The sequence below is a fragment of the Natronoarchaeum mannanilyticum genome (assembly GCF_039522665.1).
GTDB lineage: Archaea > Halobacteriota > Halobacteria > Halobacteriales > Natronoarchaeaceae > Natronoarchaeum > Natronoarchaeum mannanilyticum.
On sequence record NZ_BAAADV010000001.1, the window covers coordinates 554,854 to 572,551 of the forward strand.

The following is a 17,698-nucleotide window of genomic DNA, read 5'->3' on the forward strand; positions in this document are numbered from 1 at the left end:
CTCCGACAGGCGAGAGCGATCGGGACCGACCAGCGCGGGCGCTGGCGGAAGATCGACTGAAAGAGATCGTACAAGCATCGACTGTTGAAGGTAGTTTTCTCTATCGAAATCCTTTTATTATATTGCTGAATTTTAGATCGTATGAGTTTGATCGAACAGTGGACGGGCGTAACGAAGTTCATGGTAACTGAACCGGACGCGTTCATCGACCAGTACGACGAGGATCACGGGATCGGGTATCCGATCAAGTTCGTGGCGCTGTCGGTGATCGCCATGGCGCTGCCGATCACGCTGCTGATGGTACTCGCGAACCTCTCGTCGCCGGCCGATCTCAGGGCGGCCGCGATCATCGGCGCCGCGATCGTGCTCATCGGGTTTGTCGCGTCGATCATCGAGATGCTCCTCGTTCACGGCGTCGTCTACGCGCTCGGCGGGCGCGAGGGGTCGGTGTCGACGTTCGAGGCGTACGCGTTTCCCTCGGCCGTCAGGCTCGGTCTGGCCTGGATTCCCCTGGTCAACCTTGCCGTCGGTTTCTACGGACTCTACTTGCAGATCAAGACGCTGGCGTCCTTTCAGGGCGTCTCGTCGGGACGGTCCGCCGTCGCGTTGGTCTTCGCCTCGCTCCTCGTGCTGCCGACGATGGTGATCGCGATCGCCGTGATCGCCGCGTTCTTCCTCGAGCTCGGCGGGGGTGGCGGGGCGCCAGTTTGATCCATTTTTGAGTGGCATAACGATCTTGTCGAAGAGTGTCCGTGCTACGACCGTGATGTACGCGGGACTGGTCGACGGCACGGGGCGGATCGAATCGTCAACGACCGAAGGCGAGGGCCATCGCCTACGGATCGACGCGAACGAGCTCGTCGATCCCGCGGTCGGTGACAGCGTGAGCGTCGCCGGCGTCTGCCTCACCGCGGATCGGTTCGCCGTGGCGGTGCTCCCCGAGACGTACGACCTGACGACCCTCTCCGAAAAGGATCCGGGCGATCCGGTCCACCTCGAACCCGATCCCGTAGCGACGTACGTCGAGCGCCAGCTCTCGACGGCCTGAGCGAGTCGACGGAACGGCGCGCGACGGAACAGCCACAGGAGTGCTCCCGAAGACCCCCTGAGGACTATTGCCTTCGGCATCCACAGGGACCGTATGGGAGATACCGTTCTGCAGATCGACGGCGATCGATCACGGACAGAAGTCGCGTCGACGCTTCGCGCACTCGCCGAGCAGCTCGACCGCGGCGAGGAGGTCCGGCTCGTCGGTGACGGCGAGACGATCGGGGTCCGGCCGGCCGACGAGCTGGCCTTCGAGCTGGAGGTCGAGCAGGGGTCGAACGGCGACCGCGAGATCGAGGTCGAGATCGAACTGGAGTGGACCGAACCGTCCGAGTCGCCGAGCGACGCCGAAGCGGCGTCCGACGCCGAAGTGGCATCGGAAGCCGCCGACGAGCTTTCGGACGCCGAGGCGTCACCGGCCGCGCCCGAGGAGACGGACGTCGATAAGGCGGTGCCGGACGACGCCGGCACGATCGCGAGCCTCGCGCGGTTCGAGGTGTACCGCGACCGCGCCGACGAGTGGCGCTGGCGGCTAGTCCACCGCAACGGGAACATCATCGCCGCGAGCGGCGAGGGGTACACGACCCGACAGAACGCCGAAAAAGGGATGCGCAGCGTGATGCGGAACGCGCCCGGCGCGAGCATCCTGCGCGGCGAGTAAGCTAACCGGCGAGCGGTGAGCTACTTCTCCTCGACGTGGCGAACCGAGGAGGCGACGCCGCGGGTGCTCTCGGCCATCTCCGGGCCGGACATCGTCGCGCGGCCGACGCCGAAGGCCTTCCGCCCCTCGATGACGATCTCGTCGCCGACGCGGATCTCGTCGTCGGCGTCGACGATGCCCGGCGCCAGCACGTCGCCGTGGGGCACGAAGGCGTCGATCTCGACGCGCTTGGTCGGGGCTGGGCTCTCGACCCACCGGCGAGCGCCTTCCAAGGTGAACGCGAGGACGCCGTAGTTGGGCACCATCGCGGCGAGCTGCTCGCCGTCGGCGTCGTGGACGCGCAGCTTGGGGTAGCGGCTCTCCATCGAGATGTCGTCGAACAGCTCGTCGCCCGCACCGGGACCGAACTGGTAGTCGGCGATCGCGCGAACGGTGTTGTGCTCGCGCTCGCGCTTCGAGAACTTGAGCTCGCCCTGCATCGTGCTGGCGAGGTTCGCGAGCGACTCGTCGTCGGTGGGGTGGTCCGCGACGGTGTACTCGAAGTCGAGGCCGAGCTCGGCTTCGACGCGCTCGCAGATGTCGCGGTACCCCTCCTCGGGGACGTGCGCGACGACCCGCGGATACTCGTTGCGCCGGAGGTACGCCTCTAACACGTCAGCGACGAATCGCTTCTCGTCCTCGGACCAGCGCCCGGTCACCACGGAGTCGTAGTGCTGAGCGGGATAGGTGGTCTCCAGCTCCTGGGGGACGACGCCGATCGGGCTGGTCATCGAGACGGTGTGGCCGCGGAACTGGACGGCGTCGTGGAACTGCCCGTGGCTCTGGGACTCGCTGTAGGGTTTCTCGGCCGAGCACGGCACCAGCACGAGCGGGTTGTCGAACCGATTCTCGTAGCGCGTCGTGACGCGCTCGGCGAACCGCTGGATCTCGACGCGCCGGATCGTGTCTTCGGTCGCGGAAACGAGTTCCGACCCGCGCAGGACGGGCGTGCGCTGTTCGAGATAGGACCACTGCTGGTCGAACTGGCGGAACGCGGCGGTGCACCACTGCTCGTGGCGAGCCTGTCCCTCGATGTAGTCCCGGAGGCGCCCGGCGCGGATGCGCTCGCGGACGGTCCCGAGTTCGGCTCGCAGCGCGTTGACGTTGTGCTCGACGCAGTCCTCGCGGTCGAACTCCTCGACCGACTGCTGGCAGGCCGGGCAGGCGCAGGGGAGTTCTTGTAGGTCCGAGAGGAAGTGCTCGCCCTCACTGGTGAGATACTTGCCCTGGGTGCCTTTCACCACGGCGCGGTCGGCGTCGAGTAGGTCGACGCCGGCGTAGACGAGCGTGGCGACGTTGGCCGGCGTCGCGACGCCCGAGAGGTACAGCCCGCTGTCGGCCGGGATCGCCTCGCGCGTCTCGACGACGGCGTCGCGGAACGCGCTGCCGTGGCCGACGACATTTTGAGTGCCCGAGAGGACGTACGCGTCTGCGCCGAAGTCGTCGGCCGTGTCGGGATCCACGACGACCGCGCTGGGGTAGTCGACGTCGGGGTAGTCGACCGCGAACGACTCTTTGACTTCGTCGGCCGTTCCGGAGGGAAAGCCGCGGTGGGGCAGGATCGTGAGCTGGCTCTCCGATCCTTCGGGAAGCTCGCGGTCCTCGGGCCACAGGCTGCCGGCGTCCTCCGCGACGTCGTCGACGAGCGCCGGCGTCGTCAGCGGCTCGTCGAGGCGGAGCTGGGCGATCCGCGCGGCGGCGTCCCGCTCCAGCACCTCGAAGTAGTCGGTCATACCTCACAGGTGCCGCGGCGACCGAATGAGGCTGTCGGTCCCCGTCGGCGGGCGCTCTCCGGACGAAACGGCCGTGGGATCGACGTCGACGCCGAAGCGGCGTCGAGCCGAAGCGAGGAAGTAGCGAACAGGCGGCACTCGGCCGGGAGTCTACGCTCCCGGATCGAATTCCGCGAGGCGACGTGCCGCGCAGTCGCGAACGCCCCGCGGCGTCGGTCAGATCACGGCGATGCTGGCCGCTCGATCAGGTATAAAGCTGTGGCGGCGCCGAGGGGAGCGAGGGACAGCTTAACGGGATTGCTCCGAGAGATTCCACAGCGTCACTCGCTCGGGGATCCGCTCCAGAGCGGACGCGTGCCAGTCACGGTGACCGACGGTGAACTCGACGTCGGGGTTCAACTCCGTCAGCCGGGCGATGCCGTCGGCGGCGCGTTCGAGCGCGCGCCGATCGCAGCGGTCGGGCACCTCCGCGGTGAGCGGGTACGTTTCGGACAGTTCTCTGGGGAACGGACCGAACGGCGGAACGACGCGCCAGGATTCGTCGAAGCTGTCGGACTTGTTGCCCTCGGTGAGCAGCACTTCTCCCTCGGGATCGAGCCGGTCGAGGCGCTTGTGGTGACGAACGACTTCGGGGCGGTCCGCGCTCTCGGCGGAGAGGTAGAAGAAGGCGTTCTTGGAGGCGGGATCCGATCGTTCGAGCTGCTCGGCGTGATCGCACAGCGCGCGATAGCCGTCGAGCATCGCGGGATGGGCGCGGGCGCGGGCCTCGACGAGTTCCAGCAGGTCGCCGTCGCGGATCGCCTGCTTGATCCGGCGGATCTCCTGGAACGTGACGTGGAGGTTGTGGGCGGCGAGTTCCTCCTCCTGAGCGCGGTCGTCGAGCGCGCGCAGTTCGTCCGGCGAGAACTCGGTGCAGACCGGACACGAGCAGGGCAGGTAGTCGAGTTCGTCGAGGTGCTCGGTGCCGTCGACGGTGAGATACCGGCCGTCTCGGGCGTACAGGGCGTAGGCGGCCGAGTCGAACAGATCGCAGCCCATCGCGACCGCGAGCGCGAACATCATGGGGTGGCCGGCGCCGAACAGGTGGACCGGCGCGTCCTCGCCCAGCCCGCGCTTGGCGGCGGCGACGGCGTCGACCATGTCGCCGTACCGGTAGTCGTTCATCAGCGGGACGACCGCGCCGACCGGGAAGACGTCGAGGTCGGTCGCGTCGGCGTGCTCGGCGGCGTCCTCCCGGAGGTCGGTGTACGTCGACCCCTGGACCGGCGCGTTGACGAGCATCTCGCCCGTGTCGATCCCCTCGGCTTCCTCGAGGCGCTCTTTCGTCGTCGCGAGCTCGTCTTCCGCGCGCTCGCGGTCGACGTCCGGCGGCGTCGGGATGTCGACGGGCGTCCCGATGTCCGAGCCGATCTTTCGCTGGAAGCGCAGGATCTCGTCGGTCGTCACGTCGATCTCGCCGTACTCCGAGAGTTGAAACGACCCGGAGTCGGTCATGATCGCGCCGGGGAACTCCAGCATCTCGTGGAGCCCGCGATCGAGGGCGTCCTCGCGAAGCTCGTCGTTGCCGTGGATGATGTAGGAGTTGGTGATGAGGATCTCGGCGCCGAACTCCTCGTGGAGCCGCTTCGGGGAGATCGTCTGGAGGTTCGGGTTGACGACCGGCAGCAGCACCGGCGTCTCGACGGTGACGTCGGCGCGGGGGACCGTCAGCCGGCCGATCCGGCCGGCCGCGTCGGCGTCCCGGAGCTCGAAGTGCTCTCGCATTACCGGAGCGTGGCCCGGCGCGAGGGTAAGGATTCCGTTCCGGGATCAGTTCTCGACGAGTTCGTAGTAGAGCACGCCCAGCGCGGTCCGGCCGTCCCGGACGTCGTCCGCCGCGACGGCCGCGCGGAGCTCCTCGAACGAGGTGGTGTCGGTCCGGATGCTCTCGTTGTGGTCGAGATTCTGCTCGGCCGTAGGCCGACAGTCGCGGGCGACAAAAAAGTGCAACACCGAGTCGGCGATGCCGTTGGCCGGCTCGACCGTCGTCATGTGGCTCACCGACTCGGTCTCGTAGCCGGTCTCCTCGCGCAGCTCGCGGCGCGCGGCCGCCGCCAGCGACTCGTCGTCGGGCTCGACGCCGCCGACGGGCAGCCCGCGGTTGATCCGGTCGACCGCCTGGCGCCACTCCTCGATGACGACGACGTCGCCGTCCGACGTGAACGGCAAGACCACGACCGCGGGCGGCTCCGACAGGTAGTCGTACTCCCCCTCGGTGCCGTCGGGGAAGCGGACGTCGTCGGTCACGACGTCGAAGCCGGGACAGGAGTAGGCGGTCTGCGAGTCGAGCGTCTCCCAGCGGAGGTCGTCTTCGGCCATCGACGGGGGGTTTCGGCGCCACCTCGAAAAGCCTCACGACGGCCAATTCCGCTCGCCCCCGAATAAATGAATGAAATCAGACTAGTTAGATGTGGGAGTATTACTGTCCCTGAACGGTTTAGCACCGTATAGTCGATGAGATGATAATAGTAGATATGCTTTTCCGGCTCGCCGCCAACAGTAAGGCGTAGTTACTTTCGAACCATGCAACGCAAAGCACCCGAACAGAGAACGCGGGCCGGCACCGAGGAGAGGGACGTGTTCTGGGCGTACCACGACGAAGACAGTCCGGCGAAGCTGAGCACGACGGTCGTGCACGCTCTGGCCGACGTGCTCGGGGCGGACGCCTCGGTGATGCGAGAGGAGCTCCACGACTGCGTCGATCTGCGGGGACTGGATCTGCTCTTCCGTGATCGGACTGCCGGGACGCCGCGCGCCGGCGGCTACCTCAGTTTCCGGCTGTACGACCACCAGGTGACGGTGTACGCCAGCGGCGACATCGCCGTCGAGCCGCCGGCGCCGACTCGGGGATCACCGCCCGCGGTCTAACTCCGGCGATCCCCGTAACCTCTCCTTACCCGCCGTTCGTCCAGTCTGCGAGCGTTCGCTATCGACGGTGACGCTCGCGCGTGGCCAGCGACGGCCGATCCATCCGCGTCCCGCCCAAGAATCACTTTCGCGGCCGGAAGCAACAGCTACGGCCGCTGAACCGTCTGAACGGTCGCTTCCGACTATACTCGTGGCTCCCGGCGACTAACGAGCCGGACGGTCGCCGGGCGGCGCCAGCCGTCGGCGGCCGCCGAACTAACCCATGACGGATTCAAACCGACAGCCACGAACCGACCAGAATCGACGGCGAGACGAGCGTAGCGGTCAGGACGATCCGGGCGACTACCGGACCGCGATGGACGTCCAGGAGGCGACGATGGACCAGGGCCAGCAGGCGATACGCCAGACGGCGGAGTTACAGCGGTCGTTCGCGCGGGCGGCGCTCCGCGGAATCGAGAGCCAGCAGGCCGCCCAGCGGCAGGCCTTCGAGTTCACGAAGGCGGCGATCGGCAGCTATGTCGACACGATGAACTCGATGCTGCCGGCCATCGAGGACGCCCAGCAGCAGTTCGCACGGGAGGCCGAGAGTGCGGGCGCCGAGCTGACCGATCAGTTCCAGGAGACGACCCGGGAGACGGGCCAGCGGTCCGAGCAGTTCGGCCGGCAGATGGCCCGACAGGGTCAGCAGACGGGCCAGCAGATGGACCAGCAAGCTCGGCAAAACGTCGACGAGAGTAGCCATCAGATGTCCGGAGCGGCCCAGCAGACCGGACAGCGACCGGGCCAGCAGGTCGAACAGCGAACTGCCGACCAGTCGAACGGGACCGGGCAGCCCGAAAGCGACGGGTTCCGGCGCGCGGACGCCCCGCACGAGCGCGGCATCCAGCCGCCGTCGAGCGATCAGCGCGGCGGCGGGTACCAGCCGTCACAGCAGTCCGGTGTCCGATCGCAGGCGCCACAGCAGCCCTCGCGAGAATCCCCGTCGCAGCCGGGATCGTCCGGGAGAACGCGTGACGAGCCTCATTCCCGGCCACCCGGAACGACTGGGCGATCCGGTGAACCGACGGAGTACCAGCGGTCACCGGGGTCGGGAGACCGACCCCATACGGGACGAGGACAGTCCGAGCTCCGGGGTTCGAGCGGCCGCGACGAGCCCTCCGACCGTTCCGGCGGCCGGTCCCCGACGCATCAGGAGCGCCGGGAGCCGCCCCAGACCACACAACCGGGCGAGGAGACGCCCCAACGCGAGATTCCGATCAGTTCGTCACCCGAGCGGACGCACAGCCCCTCGCAGAGACCGAGCACCGAGTACGGCACTCGGAGCGACACCGGCAGCGAGTCGAACGAAGAGCGCGAGGAACCGCCCGAGTGATATGAGTTCCCTCAGCGACGCCGTCGGATCGATCGTCGTCGACGCCGCGGGCGACCGCGTCGGCGTCGTCACCGACAGCGACGGCGACCGGCTGTTCGTCCGGCCGGAGCCGGGCGCCCTCGACGCCGTGGCGAGCAAGTTCGGCTGGATGGAAGCCCGACGAGACGCGTACCCGCTGGCGCCCGAACACGTCGCCACCGCCGGCGGCGGAACGGTGCGGCTTCGAGAGTGACGGGCGGACCGAAATCCGCACGGCTCCGTCCGACCGAGGCGCCGATCGCTCGGAAGCCGAAACTACCCCGTCGATGGACGACCGTACCGCGACGGGCGCCGACGTTCCGCCGAAGAAACTCGCGATGAACTTCCGGGCCGAACGTCGGTAGCGACGCCTACGTTTCCGTTTCTCAACCCCTCACGAGGGCGGCGTTTCGAAGCGACGCCCTATCCGGTCCAACGGTCACGTCGCTTTTCCGGGCCAGCGGTCAACCGCGAAACGCTATGTCTGAGGACCACAGCGGCGGAAACCGGCGTATCTCGACGGATCGCGAGACGATCAGAGGGTGGGCCGACGAGCACGAGGCGGTCCCGGCCCGACACACCGGAGCGGGAGAGACGCGATACCACGTGGTCCGGGAGACCGATCTCGGAAGCGACCACGAGCGGATGGAGTGGGACGAGTTCTTCTCGGAGATCGACGACGCCGAACACGTCGTCGTCTACGAGGAATCGGCCGAGAGCGAGCCGTTCGACGTACTCGCCCGCGACGAAGCGCTCGTCGAGAACGACATGGAGCGCGAGGAGATCGAGCGCGCGCTGACGGAAGGCGAGGTCGTCACGAGCGAGGTCAAAGAGACGACCGTCGTCGAGAGCGTCATCGTCGAGGAGGCGACGATCGAGAGCGAGCTCGTCGACACCGAACTCGTCGAGGAGCGCCTGGTCGACGCCGAGCTCATCGAGCGGGAGTGTACCGGCTGCGAGATCGTCGCCGACCGGGAGGGCGAGGACGACGCGCTGTTCGACGAGGAGCGGTACTTCGACGCCGTCCAGTCCGGCGAGCGGTCGGACCACGAGGGGATGGGCGTGTTCGGCGCCGGCGGCGGGAAGGACCTGCCCTACTACGCCGAACTCGACGTCCGGGAGACGTGGAGCGCCACGCGCGAACTGCTCGAACGGTTCACCGTCGAGAGCGAGATCGTCGACACCGACATCGCAGAGAGCGACAGCATCGAGGACGTCGACATCGACGTCGAGGGCGTCCAGCGCGACATCCTGCGGAGCGACCTGTTCGACGAGGACGCCGACGAGGAGATCGTCACGCAGTACGACATCGAGAGCGAGTTCGGCGAGGGCGACGCGATCCACACGTTCTTCAACCGGCGCCGGACCGTCGAGGACGAGGTTGTCGACGAGAAGCGCCTCCGCGCGGACGTGACGGGCGGCGAAATCCTCGGGATGGAGCGGATGGAGACGATCGACATCGAGTCGGAGTTCACCGACGACGAGGGGCTCGCCCCGCTGGAAACGCGCGACGCGGAAGGGTCCGCGGCGGAACCGGCGCTCGACGACGAATCGGCCGCGACGGGCGATTCGACGCCCGGAGCTGGAGCGACCGCGGAGGGCGAGATGGCCGGGACGCCCGATCTCACCGAGGACGACGTCGGCAAGGAGGTCGTCGACGCCACCGGCGAGAAAGTCGGCATGGTCGCGACCGTCGACGCCGGCGAGAACGTGATGTACGTCGACGCCGATCCGAGCATCACCGAACGGGTCAAGGCCGCGCTCGACTGGGGCGAGGTCGGGAAAGAGGACTACCCCGTCGACGCGGGACACGTCCAACGCGTCGACGACAATCAGGTCGAGCTGAAACCGGAAGAGGACCTCTCAGCCGAGGGCCAGTCGCGTTGACGGACGCCGCTGTCGCACGATTTCTGCGTTCCTCGCACACACACTACGCGGTGCTCGGGAGGATAGAATGCGGGAAAGGTAGTGGGCCGGCGCGAATTCGAACTGGGCAAGACGGTCGCGCTCACTTCGTTCGCGCGCTGCGACTTGCTGGCTCGAATTCGCGCGTCGTGATTTACACACCCACTACGGACTCCTCGCTACGCTCGTCGTTGCGAAGTGGGGTGAAAATGGGCCGGCGCGAATTCGAATCGCGGTTACGGCCACCCGAAGGCCGAAGGATACCAAGCTACCCCACCGGCCCGCATTCGAATCCATGCCGCGGCGACTTTTAACCGTTCCGAAACGGGGGCGGTCAGTACCGGGTGAACCCGTCCGTGTCCAGGTGATTGTGCGCGACCGTGATGGCGTGGTCGGCGTGCAACCGCTCGGGGCCCAGCCGCACGCGCCGGTCGGCGGCGTCGTCGAGTAGGGCCGCCTCGTCGTCGGTGAAGTCGTTGTGATCCGAGAGCACGAAGATCGGATCCTCCGGCGGGGCGACCTCGACGACCGGGTCGCCGTCCTCGTGGAGCTGAACGACGGTCCCCTCGACCGACTCCAGCAGCGGCTCGAAGCCGCGCCGGGTCAGCGAGACGCCGGGCGAGGTCTCGACCGGAATGTGCCCGATCGCCTCCTCGCGCTCTTCGAGGGCGTTGCGGACGAGCGCGGCCGTCGAGCGCTCGTCGGGATTCAGGCGCCGGAGATCGGCTCCCTCGAACGTGATCGTGAACTCGTCCCGGAGAACGAGGTGCGTCCGGACGTCCTCCCGAATCGCGTGCGAGAGGAAAAAGGCGGAGTTGACGCAGCGACAGAGCACGTCGAGACGGCCGGCGCCGCCCGCGATGTCGTCGAGCGAGAAGTCGGGCTCCGTGGGGACGTCGTGCCCGAGCACGATGAACTGGCGCATGCGACCGACTCGGACGCCGGCGGGCATAGTGGCGTCGGATCGGGGCGGCGCTCCCGGAGCAGTCGCAGAAGACGGGCGTGCGCCGCCGCGGCGGCCGGGAGTGCGTGCCCGCGCAGAAGCGCGGGCCGCACGACTCGGGGGAGGGCAGGCCGCGGTGCGGTCGCGGTCAGCGGTGCGGTCGCGGTCAGCGGTGCGGTCGCGGTCAGCGGTGCGGTCGCGGTCCTGGCGTCCTGTCGAGCGAAGCGAGACAGGGCTCGGGAGAGCTCTGCTCTCCCGGCGAGGGAGCGAACGTAGTGAGCGACCGAGGACTTTGCACACCGCAAGGCAATTGACCCCGCCGCGACTGGTTTCGGCCATGACTCTCACCGAGCGGGCCCGGGCGCTGCTTTCGTCCGGCCCGATCTGCGACGCCTGTCTCGGCCGGCCGTTCGCCGACCGGAGCTTCGGGCTGACCAACGCCGAGCGCGGGCGAGCCCTGCGGACGACCGTCGCGCTGGAGGACGACGAGCCCTACGAGTCGACCGAACCCGCCGAGTGCTGGGTCTGCGAGGGCCACTGCGGCGACTACGACGAGTGGGCCGAGCGCGTCGTCGAGGCCGCCGAGGGCGTCGAGTTTTCGACCTACCAGGTCGGGACGCGCGTGCCGCCGCTGATCGAGGAAAACGACGTGTTGCTGCGCGAGGAGGCCGGCATGGACGAGGAGGCCGGCGAACTGTTCAAGTCGGCGTTCAACCGCGAGGTCGGCAAGCGCGTCGGCCGGCTCACCGGCGCCGAAGTCGACTTCGACCGGCCGGACGTGCTCTCGCTCCTCAATCTCGAACGCGAGGGCGACGTCGAGTTCCAGGTCAACCCCGCGTTCGTCTACGGGCGCTACCGCAAGTTAGAGCGCGATATTCCCCAGACCGAGTGGCCGTGCCGGGAATGTGGCGGCAGCGGGAAGCAACTGGCCCCCGACGGCGAGGAGGCCTGCGACCACTGCGGCGGCAGCGGCTACCTCTACGACGACAGCGTCGAGGGGTACGTCGCCCCGCACGTGAAGGACGCCATGGACGGCGACGAGGCCGTGTTCCACGGCGCCGGCCGCGAGGACGTCGACGCGCTGATGCTCGGGACGGGCCGGCCGTTCGTCGTCGAAGTGAAGGAGCCCCGGCGCCGCGATCCCAATACGAAGGAACTCGAAGCCGCGATCAACGACGCCGCCGACGGCGCCGCGGAGGTCGAGGGGCTGCGACTCGCCACCCACGAGATGGTCGAGCGCGTCAAGGAACACGACGCGAGTAAGACCTACCGGATGGACGTCGAGTTCGGCGAGCCGGTCACCGAGGCCGCGCTCGTCGAGGCGCTCGACGAACTCGAGGGGACGACGGTCGACCAGCACACGCCCCAGCGCGTCGACCACCGGCGGGCGAGCCTCACGCGGACGCGCGACGTCTACGAGATCGAGGGCGAACTCGACGACGACCGCCGCGGGACGCTCGAACTCCACGGCGAGGGCGGCCTGTACGTCAAGGAACTCGTCAGCGGCGACGAGGGGCGCACGGAGCCGAGTCTCGCGGGCCTGCTCGGCGTCGACGCCGAGGTGACGGCGCTGGACGTGATCGCCGTCGAGGGCGAGTCCGAGCCGTTCGAGGTCGAGGAGTACTTCCGGGACGGCGAGGAGAACTGACGCCAGGCGAGAACGAGAACCGATCGGCGACGTCCGTGGCGCCAGATGAGAAAACGGCCGGTAGCGCTCTGAGGTCCGGTTTTACTCGTCGTCTTCGTCGACCACTTCGATCCCGCGGTTGTTCACCGCGCTGGGATTCAGGCCGACCTCCTGGAGGAAGTCCTTGTACTCGCGCTCGCACTGCTCGGCGTCTTTCTGCTGGTCGGAGGCGTGGTCGCACAGCGCCGCCAGATCCTCCGGCACGTCGTTCGTGTAGACGATCCAGTGGTTGATCAGGTCCGAGAGGCGGCGGATCGGGCTGGTGAAATGACCGTAGATCTCGAAGTTCAGCGCGTGGTGGCCGCCGAACGGGTCGTTCATGTACTTCGCGCGGGGCATCACCTTCATCACGGCCCACTGGATCTTGTCCAGCTGGCGGCCGGGCGCTTCCTCGAGGGTGGCGTTGACAGCCTTTCGCGGGTCGTCCCACGAGTCCGCGGGGATCGACACGCCGTCGAGCTCCTGGATCTCGCGGAGCGCCTCGTCCCACTCGTCGGGGCTGGGCTGGGGGTGGACGCGGTACATCGCCTCGACGCCGCGGTCCCACATGAGCTTGTGCGTGACGGCCTTGTTGGCCTTGAGCATGCACTCCTCGATGATCGTGTGAGCGCGGTCCCGTGCGGGGTTCAGGACGAGCGACCCCTCCTCCTTGCGCTGCTCGTGCATCCGGTCGGCGACCTCCCAGACGAGCTCGCACTTCTCGGCGAGGTCGACGTCCTGATCTTCGAGCAGGTCCGCCGCGGAGTCGGGCTCGTCGAGCAGATTCTCGGCTTCGGAGTAGGTGAGCCGCGCGTCGCTGCGGATCACCGACTTGTAGATCTCGATCCCGTCGTAGCCCAGCGTCTCCTTGTCGAGGTGCATCTCGACGGTGTGGGCGAGCCGGTCCTCGTTGGGGACGAGCGAGCAGACCGTCTCGGCCAGAATCGGCGGCAGCATGTGGATCGTGTAGCCCGGCAGGTAGACGGTGTTGCCCCGCTCGACGGCCTCGTCCCACATCGCGGTGTCGGGGTTGACGTAGTGGGTGACGTCGGCGATGTGGACCCACAGCACGTACTCGTCCGATCGCTCCTCGATCGAGATGGCGTCGTCGAAGTCCTGGGCGTCGATCGGATCGACGGTCCAGGTCGTCATCTCCCGCAGGTCGTCGCGCTCGTCGACCTCGTCGGCGATCTCCTGCTGAATTCCTTCGGTCCGGGCCTCGGCTTCGTCGAGGACCTCCTGGGGGAAGCCGTCGCGGATGCCGAGCTTCTCGAACAGTTCCTCGCGCTTGTTCTCCAGGTGCCGGGCCATCTCCTCGTCGATCTCGACCGGCCCCTGGCTCTCGGCCGTGCCCGCCTCGGCCTGCGACTCGCTGGTCATGCCCGCTGATACGAGGGTGGGACGGATAGACGTATCGCAACGGCGGCGCCCGCCGGCCAGCGGCGCGTAGCTGCCCGCGGCGACGGGCGTCGCCGCCGGACAGCGCACCCTACCCGGCCGTCCGCCGGGCGGGTCGAGAGCGCTCCGGCGTCACTACTCCTCGATCGGCCCGTACCGTTCCTCGACGAGCGCGCTGTACCACGAGAGAAACTCGTCGCGCGAGTGCTCGCCGGCGTCGACCTCCACGAGCAGCCCCTCGAGTTCGTCGCGGGGCTGGTGGCACAGCTCGCGGTCGCAGGCCTTGCAGAGGTACTCGAACTCCTTGCCGTCGCGATCCCAGCGGTCGCCGTACTTGTCGTACTCGCGGGCGTGATCGCGGCGGAGCGAGGTCCCACAGGCGATGCAGGTGACCGACTCGGTGTCGCGGGACCGGGATCCCCACATACGCTACCACACGACTCGCGGGCACTTAGCGTTTTGTCGCGTTCGACCGAGAAGTCGGCCGACCGCTGCGGTGCACCGACCGATCCGCGAGTCCGGTACTGGCGTTCGTCGAACGTATCGAAAATAGAATACGGCGTGAGCGGCACACCGTGGCGTATGCCCACGAACGCGCTAACGAGGCGTTCCGCGATCTCGGCGATCGGCGGCTCGATGGTCGGCCTGGCCGGTTGCTCGACCACCGACGGCGATGGAGGCGATAGCGGGGACGGTAACGCCACCGACGGGTCGGACGGAGCGACGCTGTCCGAGGAATATCCACCGGGCGTGACCGACGACGGACTCGACGACACCCAGGCCATCGTCGACGCGACCAAGACCGCGCTGGTCGAGAACGGGTACGACGTCACCTCGACGCTCGTCTCCGGGTCGGCCGAGAACGCGATCGAACAGCGGTACAGGAGCAGTCTCGACCAGAAGCGACACTTCTTCCGGTTCGATAGTTCGTCAAGCACGATCGTCAGCTACGCCGAGAGCGACAGGACCTACCGGAAGACGTCGCAAGGCGGCGAGACCGACTACGCGAGTCGGGCGACCGAGCAGTCGATCGCGGACCTGCACACGTCGGCCGACATCGTCGCGATGCTGGGCAGTCCGGAATCGCTGGGCGGCATTCTGGATCGCGGACGCTTCGTGCCGGACGCGATGGCCGAGTACAACGGCCGAGACGTCGTTGCATTCGAGTTCGACGGCGTCGTCGCCGACCAGATTCAAGGGACGATCGAGGACCCGAGCGGAAAACTCCTGGTATCGCCGGAGGGAGTCGTCTTCGACGCCGCGCTCAGCATGACCGTGTCGTCGGACGGGAACGCACAGGCCTACGAGACAACGTTCACCATCAACGCGCTGGGATCGGTCGACGTTCAGCGGCCGTCGTGGGTCGGCGAGCAGTTCTGACGAACCGACCGGAGCGCGGCGTTTATGCTGTCGCGCCTGTTCGATCCGCACATGGACGTCAAATCGCGCCATCACCTCCGGAGCGACGACGTTTCGGAGCTCGAATCGGCGATCGAAGGGCAGCTCGGCGTCGACGTCGGCGGCGACTCCTACGAGCTGGTCGAGCTGGAGGGCTCGGAGTTCGATCTCGTGCTGGTCGACGGCGAGCCGCTCGTGCTGTACTACGAAGACGAACCGTTCCTGACCGTGCAGGGCGCCAACGAGCGGTCACCCGAAAGCCACGTCGTCACGGTCGACGCCGGCGCCGTGTCCTTCGTCAGCGACGGCGCGGACGTGATGCGGCCCGGCATCGTCGAGGCCGACGACGACGTCGAGGCGGGCGACCTGGTCGCGATCGCCGAGGAATCACACGGGAAAGTGCTCGGGATCGGCCGCGCCAGGGTCGACGGCTCGGAGATGGTCGGCGACGAGGGCAAGGTCGTCGACTCGGTCCACCACGTCGGCGACGACCTGTACGACTTCGTCGTCTGAGTCGCGGTCCTACGCTCCGGCGTCGTCCTCCTGCCGAGCGATCGCGCTCCGGAACCCCTCGACCGCGAGCTCGTAGGTCTCCCGCAAGTCCGCGACCGGTGCCTCGGTGGCGTCGACGCGCAGATCGTCGTAGAAGCTCGTCACCTCGCGGTCTTCGGTCCGGGCGACGCGGACGGCCGCGCTCTGGACGGTCTGGTCCTCGCGACGGTCGCCGCCGACCTCGTGGCCCGCCGCGAGCGCGTCGATCAGGCGCTCGGCGAGCGGCTCCGGACCTTCGGGGTCGTCGATCACGTCGGCGCGCTCGTCGTGGGCCGACGACTCGTAGGCCGCCGCGGTCGCCTCGATCACCTCGGGGCCGGTCAGCAGATTCCCGGCGACCGTGTAGCCGTCCCCGCTCGCGTGGCCGAACCAGTCCTTGCACTCCTCGCCGGAGAAGGTGAACGTGCCGTCCGCGCCGACGCCGTGGAGTTGGCGCTCGGGCGCGCTGTCGTCGGCGTTGACCAGCGCGTCCAGGGCGTCCTCGATCGCGAGGCCGTCCGCGAGATACTCCGCGCCTTTTCGCCCGAGGTCGACGTTCACGAGGCTCTGGGTCGCGACGGCGCCGTGCTCGTTGACGAACGGACAGAGGCGCCCGACGCCGGGCAGCCGCGTCGTGACGGCGACGCCGAAGCGCATCCGGTCAGTCCCGCTCTCGTCGGTGTAGGACTCCCGCGCGCAGATGCTGAACGTCACGCCGGGCAGTGGCGTCGCCAGCGACAAAAACCCGCGCTCCCCGGCAGCCCCGGTTAGCTCGCCCGCCCGGAAACCACCGAAGTTGCCGTATACCGGTGTGAAAGCTGCATCTACCGTTCGCGTACCACAACCTTACCTCGGTAACCGGGACGATTACTTCAAACGATTGTCTCGACGGCTCGGTCGATGCCAGAACGAAGCTTCCCGACGCGGTCGCTCGCGGTCGCCGCCCTCGCGGTCCTCGCGCTGGGCGCGATCGTCGCGACCGCCGCGGCGACGCCGATCGCACAGCCGGCGGCCGATCAGAGCGCGCAGATCGCGGACGACCCGCGCGCGCAGACGCTCGCCCAGGAGAACGCCACTGACGCCGAACCGATCGAGGACGAGTTCGTCGTCCCCGCCCCCGAGGAGGGCGACGAGTACTTCGAGGCGGTCGCCGACGACCGCAGGTGGATCAGCTACGTCAACCCGCGCGACGAGTACCGGGATCCGTACCGCGGCGAGGGGTCGGGCAAGATCTGCGTCACGCTGCTCAACGAGGACGGCGAGGTCGTCGCCGGCGAGTCGGTACCGAACACCCGCGTCGAGATCCCCACCGGCGAGACGCTCTCGTGGCACTCCGAGGCCGACCCGATCGAAGTCGAGTTCCCCCTGACCGAGCACTACGAACGCCCGCTCGACTCCGATCAGTTCGGCACCAGCCCGGACCTCCCGCAGGGCGACGGCTACATGGACAGCCACTGCATCGAGTTCCACGGACCCGAGGCGACCGCGACGATCAGCTACGGCGAGGCCGAGGTCGAGGGCGAGCACGCCGACCGGATCGACGTCGTCGGATACGTCCAGAAGACCAACACCTGGGACTCCGGCGTCGATCCGATCGCCGCGGCCGAGCCCTACGAGGACGCCGGCGGCTGGACGTACGAGCCCGACAACTCGCACGGGCAAGCCGTCGTGGTCCTCCAGCTCGATCCGCCCGAGGACGGAACCAACGGGAACACCGACGACGAAGATGAATCGAACACCGGCGACGAAGACGAGTCTGGGAGTGAAGACGAGTCCGACAGCACCGGCGAAGACGGAACGAACGGTGAGAACCAGACCGGCGGAAATCAGACGGACGGTGGAAACGAGACGGACGGCGACGGTGGCGAGAGCGACGGCGAAGACGCCCCCGACTCTACCGACGGCGGGGACGCCGATTCGCAGGACGACGCCGACTCGCTCCCGGGCTTCGGCGTCGAACTCGCGCTCGCTGCCCTGTCGATCGCGGCGCTCGCGCGGACGCGGCGCTGAGCCCCGATCGCCGATCGATCGCTCGACGGCGCTCGACCGATCGCTCGGGGGCGGCGTCAGACCTGCGTCC

The 17,698-nt window shown here is 68.0% G+C and carries 18 protein-coding genes and 1 tRNA gene; 11 read left to right on the plus strand and 8 right to left on the minus strand.

The features are described 5' to 3' along the window. Positions 1 to 141: 141 nt before the first annotated feature. From ABDZ81_RS02925 to ABDZ81_RS02935, 3 genes are all read left to right on the plus strand, one after another. Positions 142 to 711 carry a YIP1 family protein gene (locus tag ABDZ81_RS02925; protein ID WP_343772350.1) on the plus strand — a complete coding sequence of 190 codons (570 nt, stop codon included), beginning with the start codon at positions 142 to 144 and terminating at the stop codon, positions 709 to 711. A 55-nt stretch (positions 712 to 766) separates the two neighbouring features. Then, positions 767 to 1,048, plus strand: a complete 282-nt coding sequence (locus ABDZ81_RS02930) for a hypothetical protein (protein ID WP_343772351.1) — start codon at positions 767 to 769, stop codon at positions 1,046 to 1,048. A 93-nt stretch (positions 1,049 to 1,141) separates the two neighbouring features. Beyond that, positions 1,142 to 1,708, plus strand: a complete 567-nt coding sequence (locus tag ABDZ81_RS02935) for an HVO_2922 family protein (protein ID WP_343772353.1) — start codon at positions 1,142 to 1,144, stop codon at positions 1,706 to 1,708. 20 nt (positions 1,709 to 1,728) lie between these two features. On the opposite strand, the gene arcS is transcribed toward ABDZ81_RS02935, so the two are convergent. The 3 genes from arcS to ABDZ81_RS02950 form a co-directional block, all read right to left on the minus strand. Further along, entirely contained in the window at positions 1,729 to 3,480 is a 1,752-nt protein-coding gene (gene arcS, locus ABDZ81_RS02940; RefSeq protein WP_343772354.1) for an archaeosine synthase subunit alpha, read from the minus strand. 288 nt (positions 3,481 to 3,768) lie between these two features. Then, on the minus strand, positions 3,769 to 5,244 hold the full coding sequence (gene tgtA / locus ABDZ81_RS02945; protein WP_343772356.1) for a tRNA guanosine(15) transglycosylase TgtA: 1,476 nt from the start codon (positions 5,242 to 5,244) through the stop codon (positions 3,769 to 3,771). Between the two features lie 45 nt (positions 5,245 to 5,289). After that, positions 5,290 to 5,838 carry an NUDIX hydrolase gene (locus ABDZ81_RS02950; protein WP_343772357.1) on the minus strand — a complete coding sequence of 183 codons (549 nt, stop codon included), beginning with the start codon at positions 5,836 to 5,838 and terminating at the stop codon, positions 5,290 to 5,292. Between the two features lie 204 nt (positions 5,839 to 6,042). Between ABDZ81_RS02950 and ABDZ81_RS02955 the strand changes: the two genes are divergently transcribed. The 4 genes from ABDZ81_RS02955 to ABDZ81_RS02970 all read left to right on the plus strand — a co-directional run bounded on the left by ABDZ81_RS02955 (position 6,043) and on the right by ABDZ81_RS02970 (position 9,664). Next, positions 6,043 to 6,387 carry a HalOD1 output domain-containing protein gene (locus ABDZ81_RS02955; protein WP_343772358.1) on the plus strand — a complete coding sequence of 115 codons (345 nt, stop codon included), beginning with the start codon at positions 6,043 to 6,045 and terminating at the stop codon, positions 6,385 to 6,387. Between the two features lie 262 nt (positions 6,388 to 6,649). Continuing rightward, positions 6,650 to 7,759, plus strand: a complete 1,110-nt coding sequence (locus tag ABDZ81_RS02960) for a hypothetical protein (RefSeq protein WP_343772359.1) — start codon at positions 6,650 to 6,652, stop codon at positions 7,757 to 7,759. A gap of 1 nt (position 7,760) precedes the next feature. Further along, entirely contained in the window at positions 7,761 to 7,991 is a 231-nt protein-coding gene (locus ABDZ81_RS02965) for a PRC-barrel domain containing protein (protein WP_343772360.1), read from the plus strand. Positions 7,992 to 8,257: 266 nt separating this feature from the next. Next, positions 8,258 to 9,664 (plus strand): hypothetical protein, encoded by a 1,407-nt coding sequence (locus ABDZ81_RS02970; protein ID WP_343772361.1) that lies wholly within the window; start codon positions 8,258 to 8,260, stop codon positions 9,662 to 9,664. 228 nt (positions 9,665 to 9,892) lie between these two features. On the opposite strand, the gene ABDZ81_RS02975 is transcribed toward ABDZ81_RS02970, so the two are convergent. Together ABDZ81_RS02975 and trmY are read right to left on the minus strand one after the other, a co-directional pair. Further along, positions 9,893 to 9,965: transfer RNA gene (locus ABDZ81_RS02975), tRNA-Pro, on the minus strand. Positions 9,966 to 10,016: 51 nt separating this feature from the next. Further along, entirely contained in the window at positions 10,017 to 10,607 is a 591-nt protein-coding gene (trmY, locus tag ABDZ81_RS02980) for a tRNA (pseudouridine(54)-N(1))-methyltransferase TrmY (protein ID WP_343772362.1), read from the minus strand. A gap of 355 nt (positions 10,608 to 10,962) precedes the next feature. On the opposite strand from trmY, the gene ABDZ81_RS02985 reads away from it, so the two are divergent. Then, on the plus strand, positions 10,963 to 12,273 hold the full coding sequence (locus tag ABDZ81_RS02985; RefSeq protein WP_343772364.1) for a tRNA pseudouridine(54/55) synthase Pus10: 1,311 nt from the start codon (positions 10,963 to 10,965) through the stop codon (positions 12,271 to 12,273). 81 nt (positions 12,274 to 12,354) lie between these two features. On the opposite strand, the gene ABDZ81_RS02990 is transcribed toward ABDZ81_RS02985, so the two are convergent. After that, positions 12,355 to 13,671: an RNB domain-containing ribonuclease gene (locus tag ABDZ81_RS02990; RefSeq protein ID WP_343772365.1), complete on the minus strand. Its 1,317-nt coding sequence runs from the start codon at positions 13,669 to 13,671 to the stop codon at positions 12,355 to 12,357. A gap of 153 nt (positions 13,672 to 13,824) precedes the next feature. Further along, complete coding sequence (locus ABDZ81_RS02995) at positions 13,825 to 14,115, minus strand: DUF7562 family protein (protein WP_343772366.1); 291 nt, start codon at positions 14,113 to 14,115, stop codon at positions 13,825 to 13,827. Positions 14,116 to 14,271: 156 nt separating this feature from the next. Here ABDZ81_RS02995 and ABDZ81_RS03000 point away from each other — a divergent pair, with 156 nt between their 5' ends. Together ABDZ81_RS03000 and ABDZ81_RS03005 are read left to right on the plus strand one after the other, a co-directional pair. Then, the gene (locus ABDZ81_RS03000) at positions 14,272 to 15,069 is read left to right on the plus strand and encodes a DUF7537 family lipoprotein (protein ID WP_343772368.1); all 798 of its coding nucleotides are present in this window, start codon (positions 14,272 to 14,274) and stop codon (positions 15,067 to 15,069) included. Positions 15,070 to 15,120: 51 nt separating this feature from the next. Further along, positions 15,121 to 15,600, plus strand: coding sequence for an RNA-binding protein (locus ABDZ81_RS03005; RefSeq protein WP_343772369.1), 480 nt, complete (start codon positions 15,121 to 15,123; stop codon positions 15,598 to 15,600). A gap of 9 nt (positions 15,601 to 15,609) precedes the next feature. Here the strand turns inward: ABDZ81_RS03005 and ABDZ81_RS03010 are convergent, their stop codons facing one another. Next, the gene (locus ABDZ81_RS03010; protein ID WP_343772370.1) at positions 15,610 to 16,332 is read right to left on the minus strand and encodes a DUF1028 domain-containing protein; all 723 of its coding nucleotides are present in this window, start codon (positions 16,330 to 16,332) and stop codon (positions 15,610 to 15,612) included. Positions 16,333 to 16,518: 186 nt separating this feature from the next. Between ABDZ81_RS03010 and ABDZ81_RS03015 the strand changes: the two genes are divergently transcribed. After that, the gene (locus ABDZ81_RS03015) at positions 16,519 to 17,628 is read left to right on the plus strand and encodes a PGF-CTERM sorting domain-containing protein (protein WP_343772372.1); all 1,110 of its coding nucleotides are present in this window, start codon (positions 16,519 to 16,521) and stop codon (positions 17,626 to 17,628) included. Positions 17,629 to 17,698 lie beyond the last annotated feature (70 nt).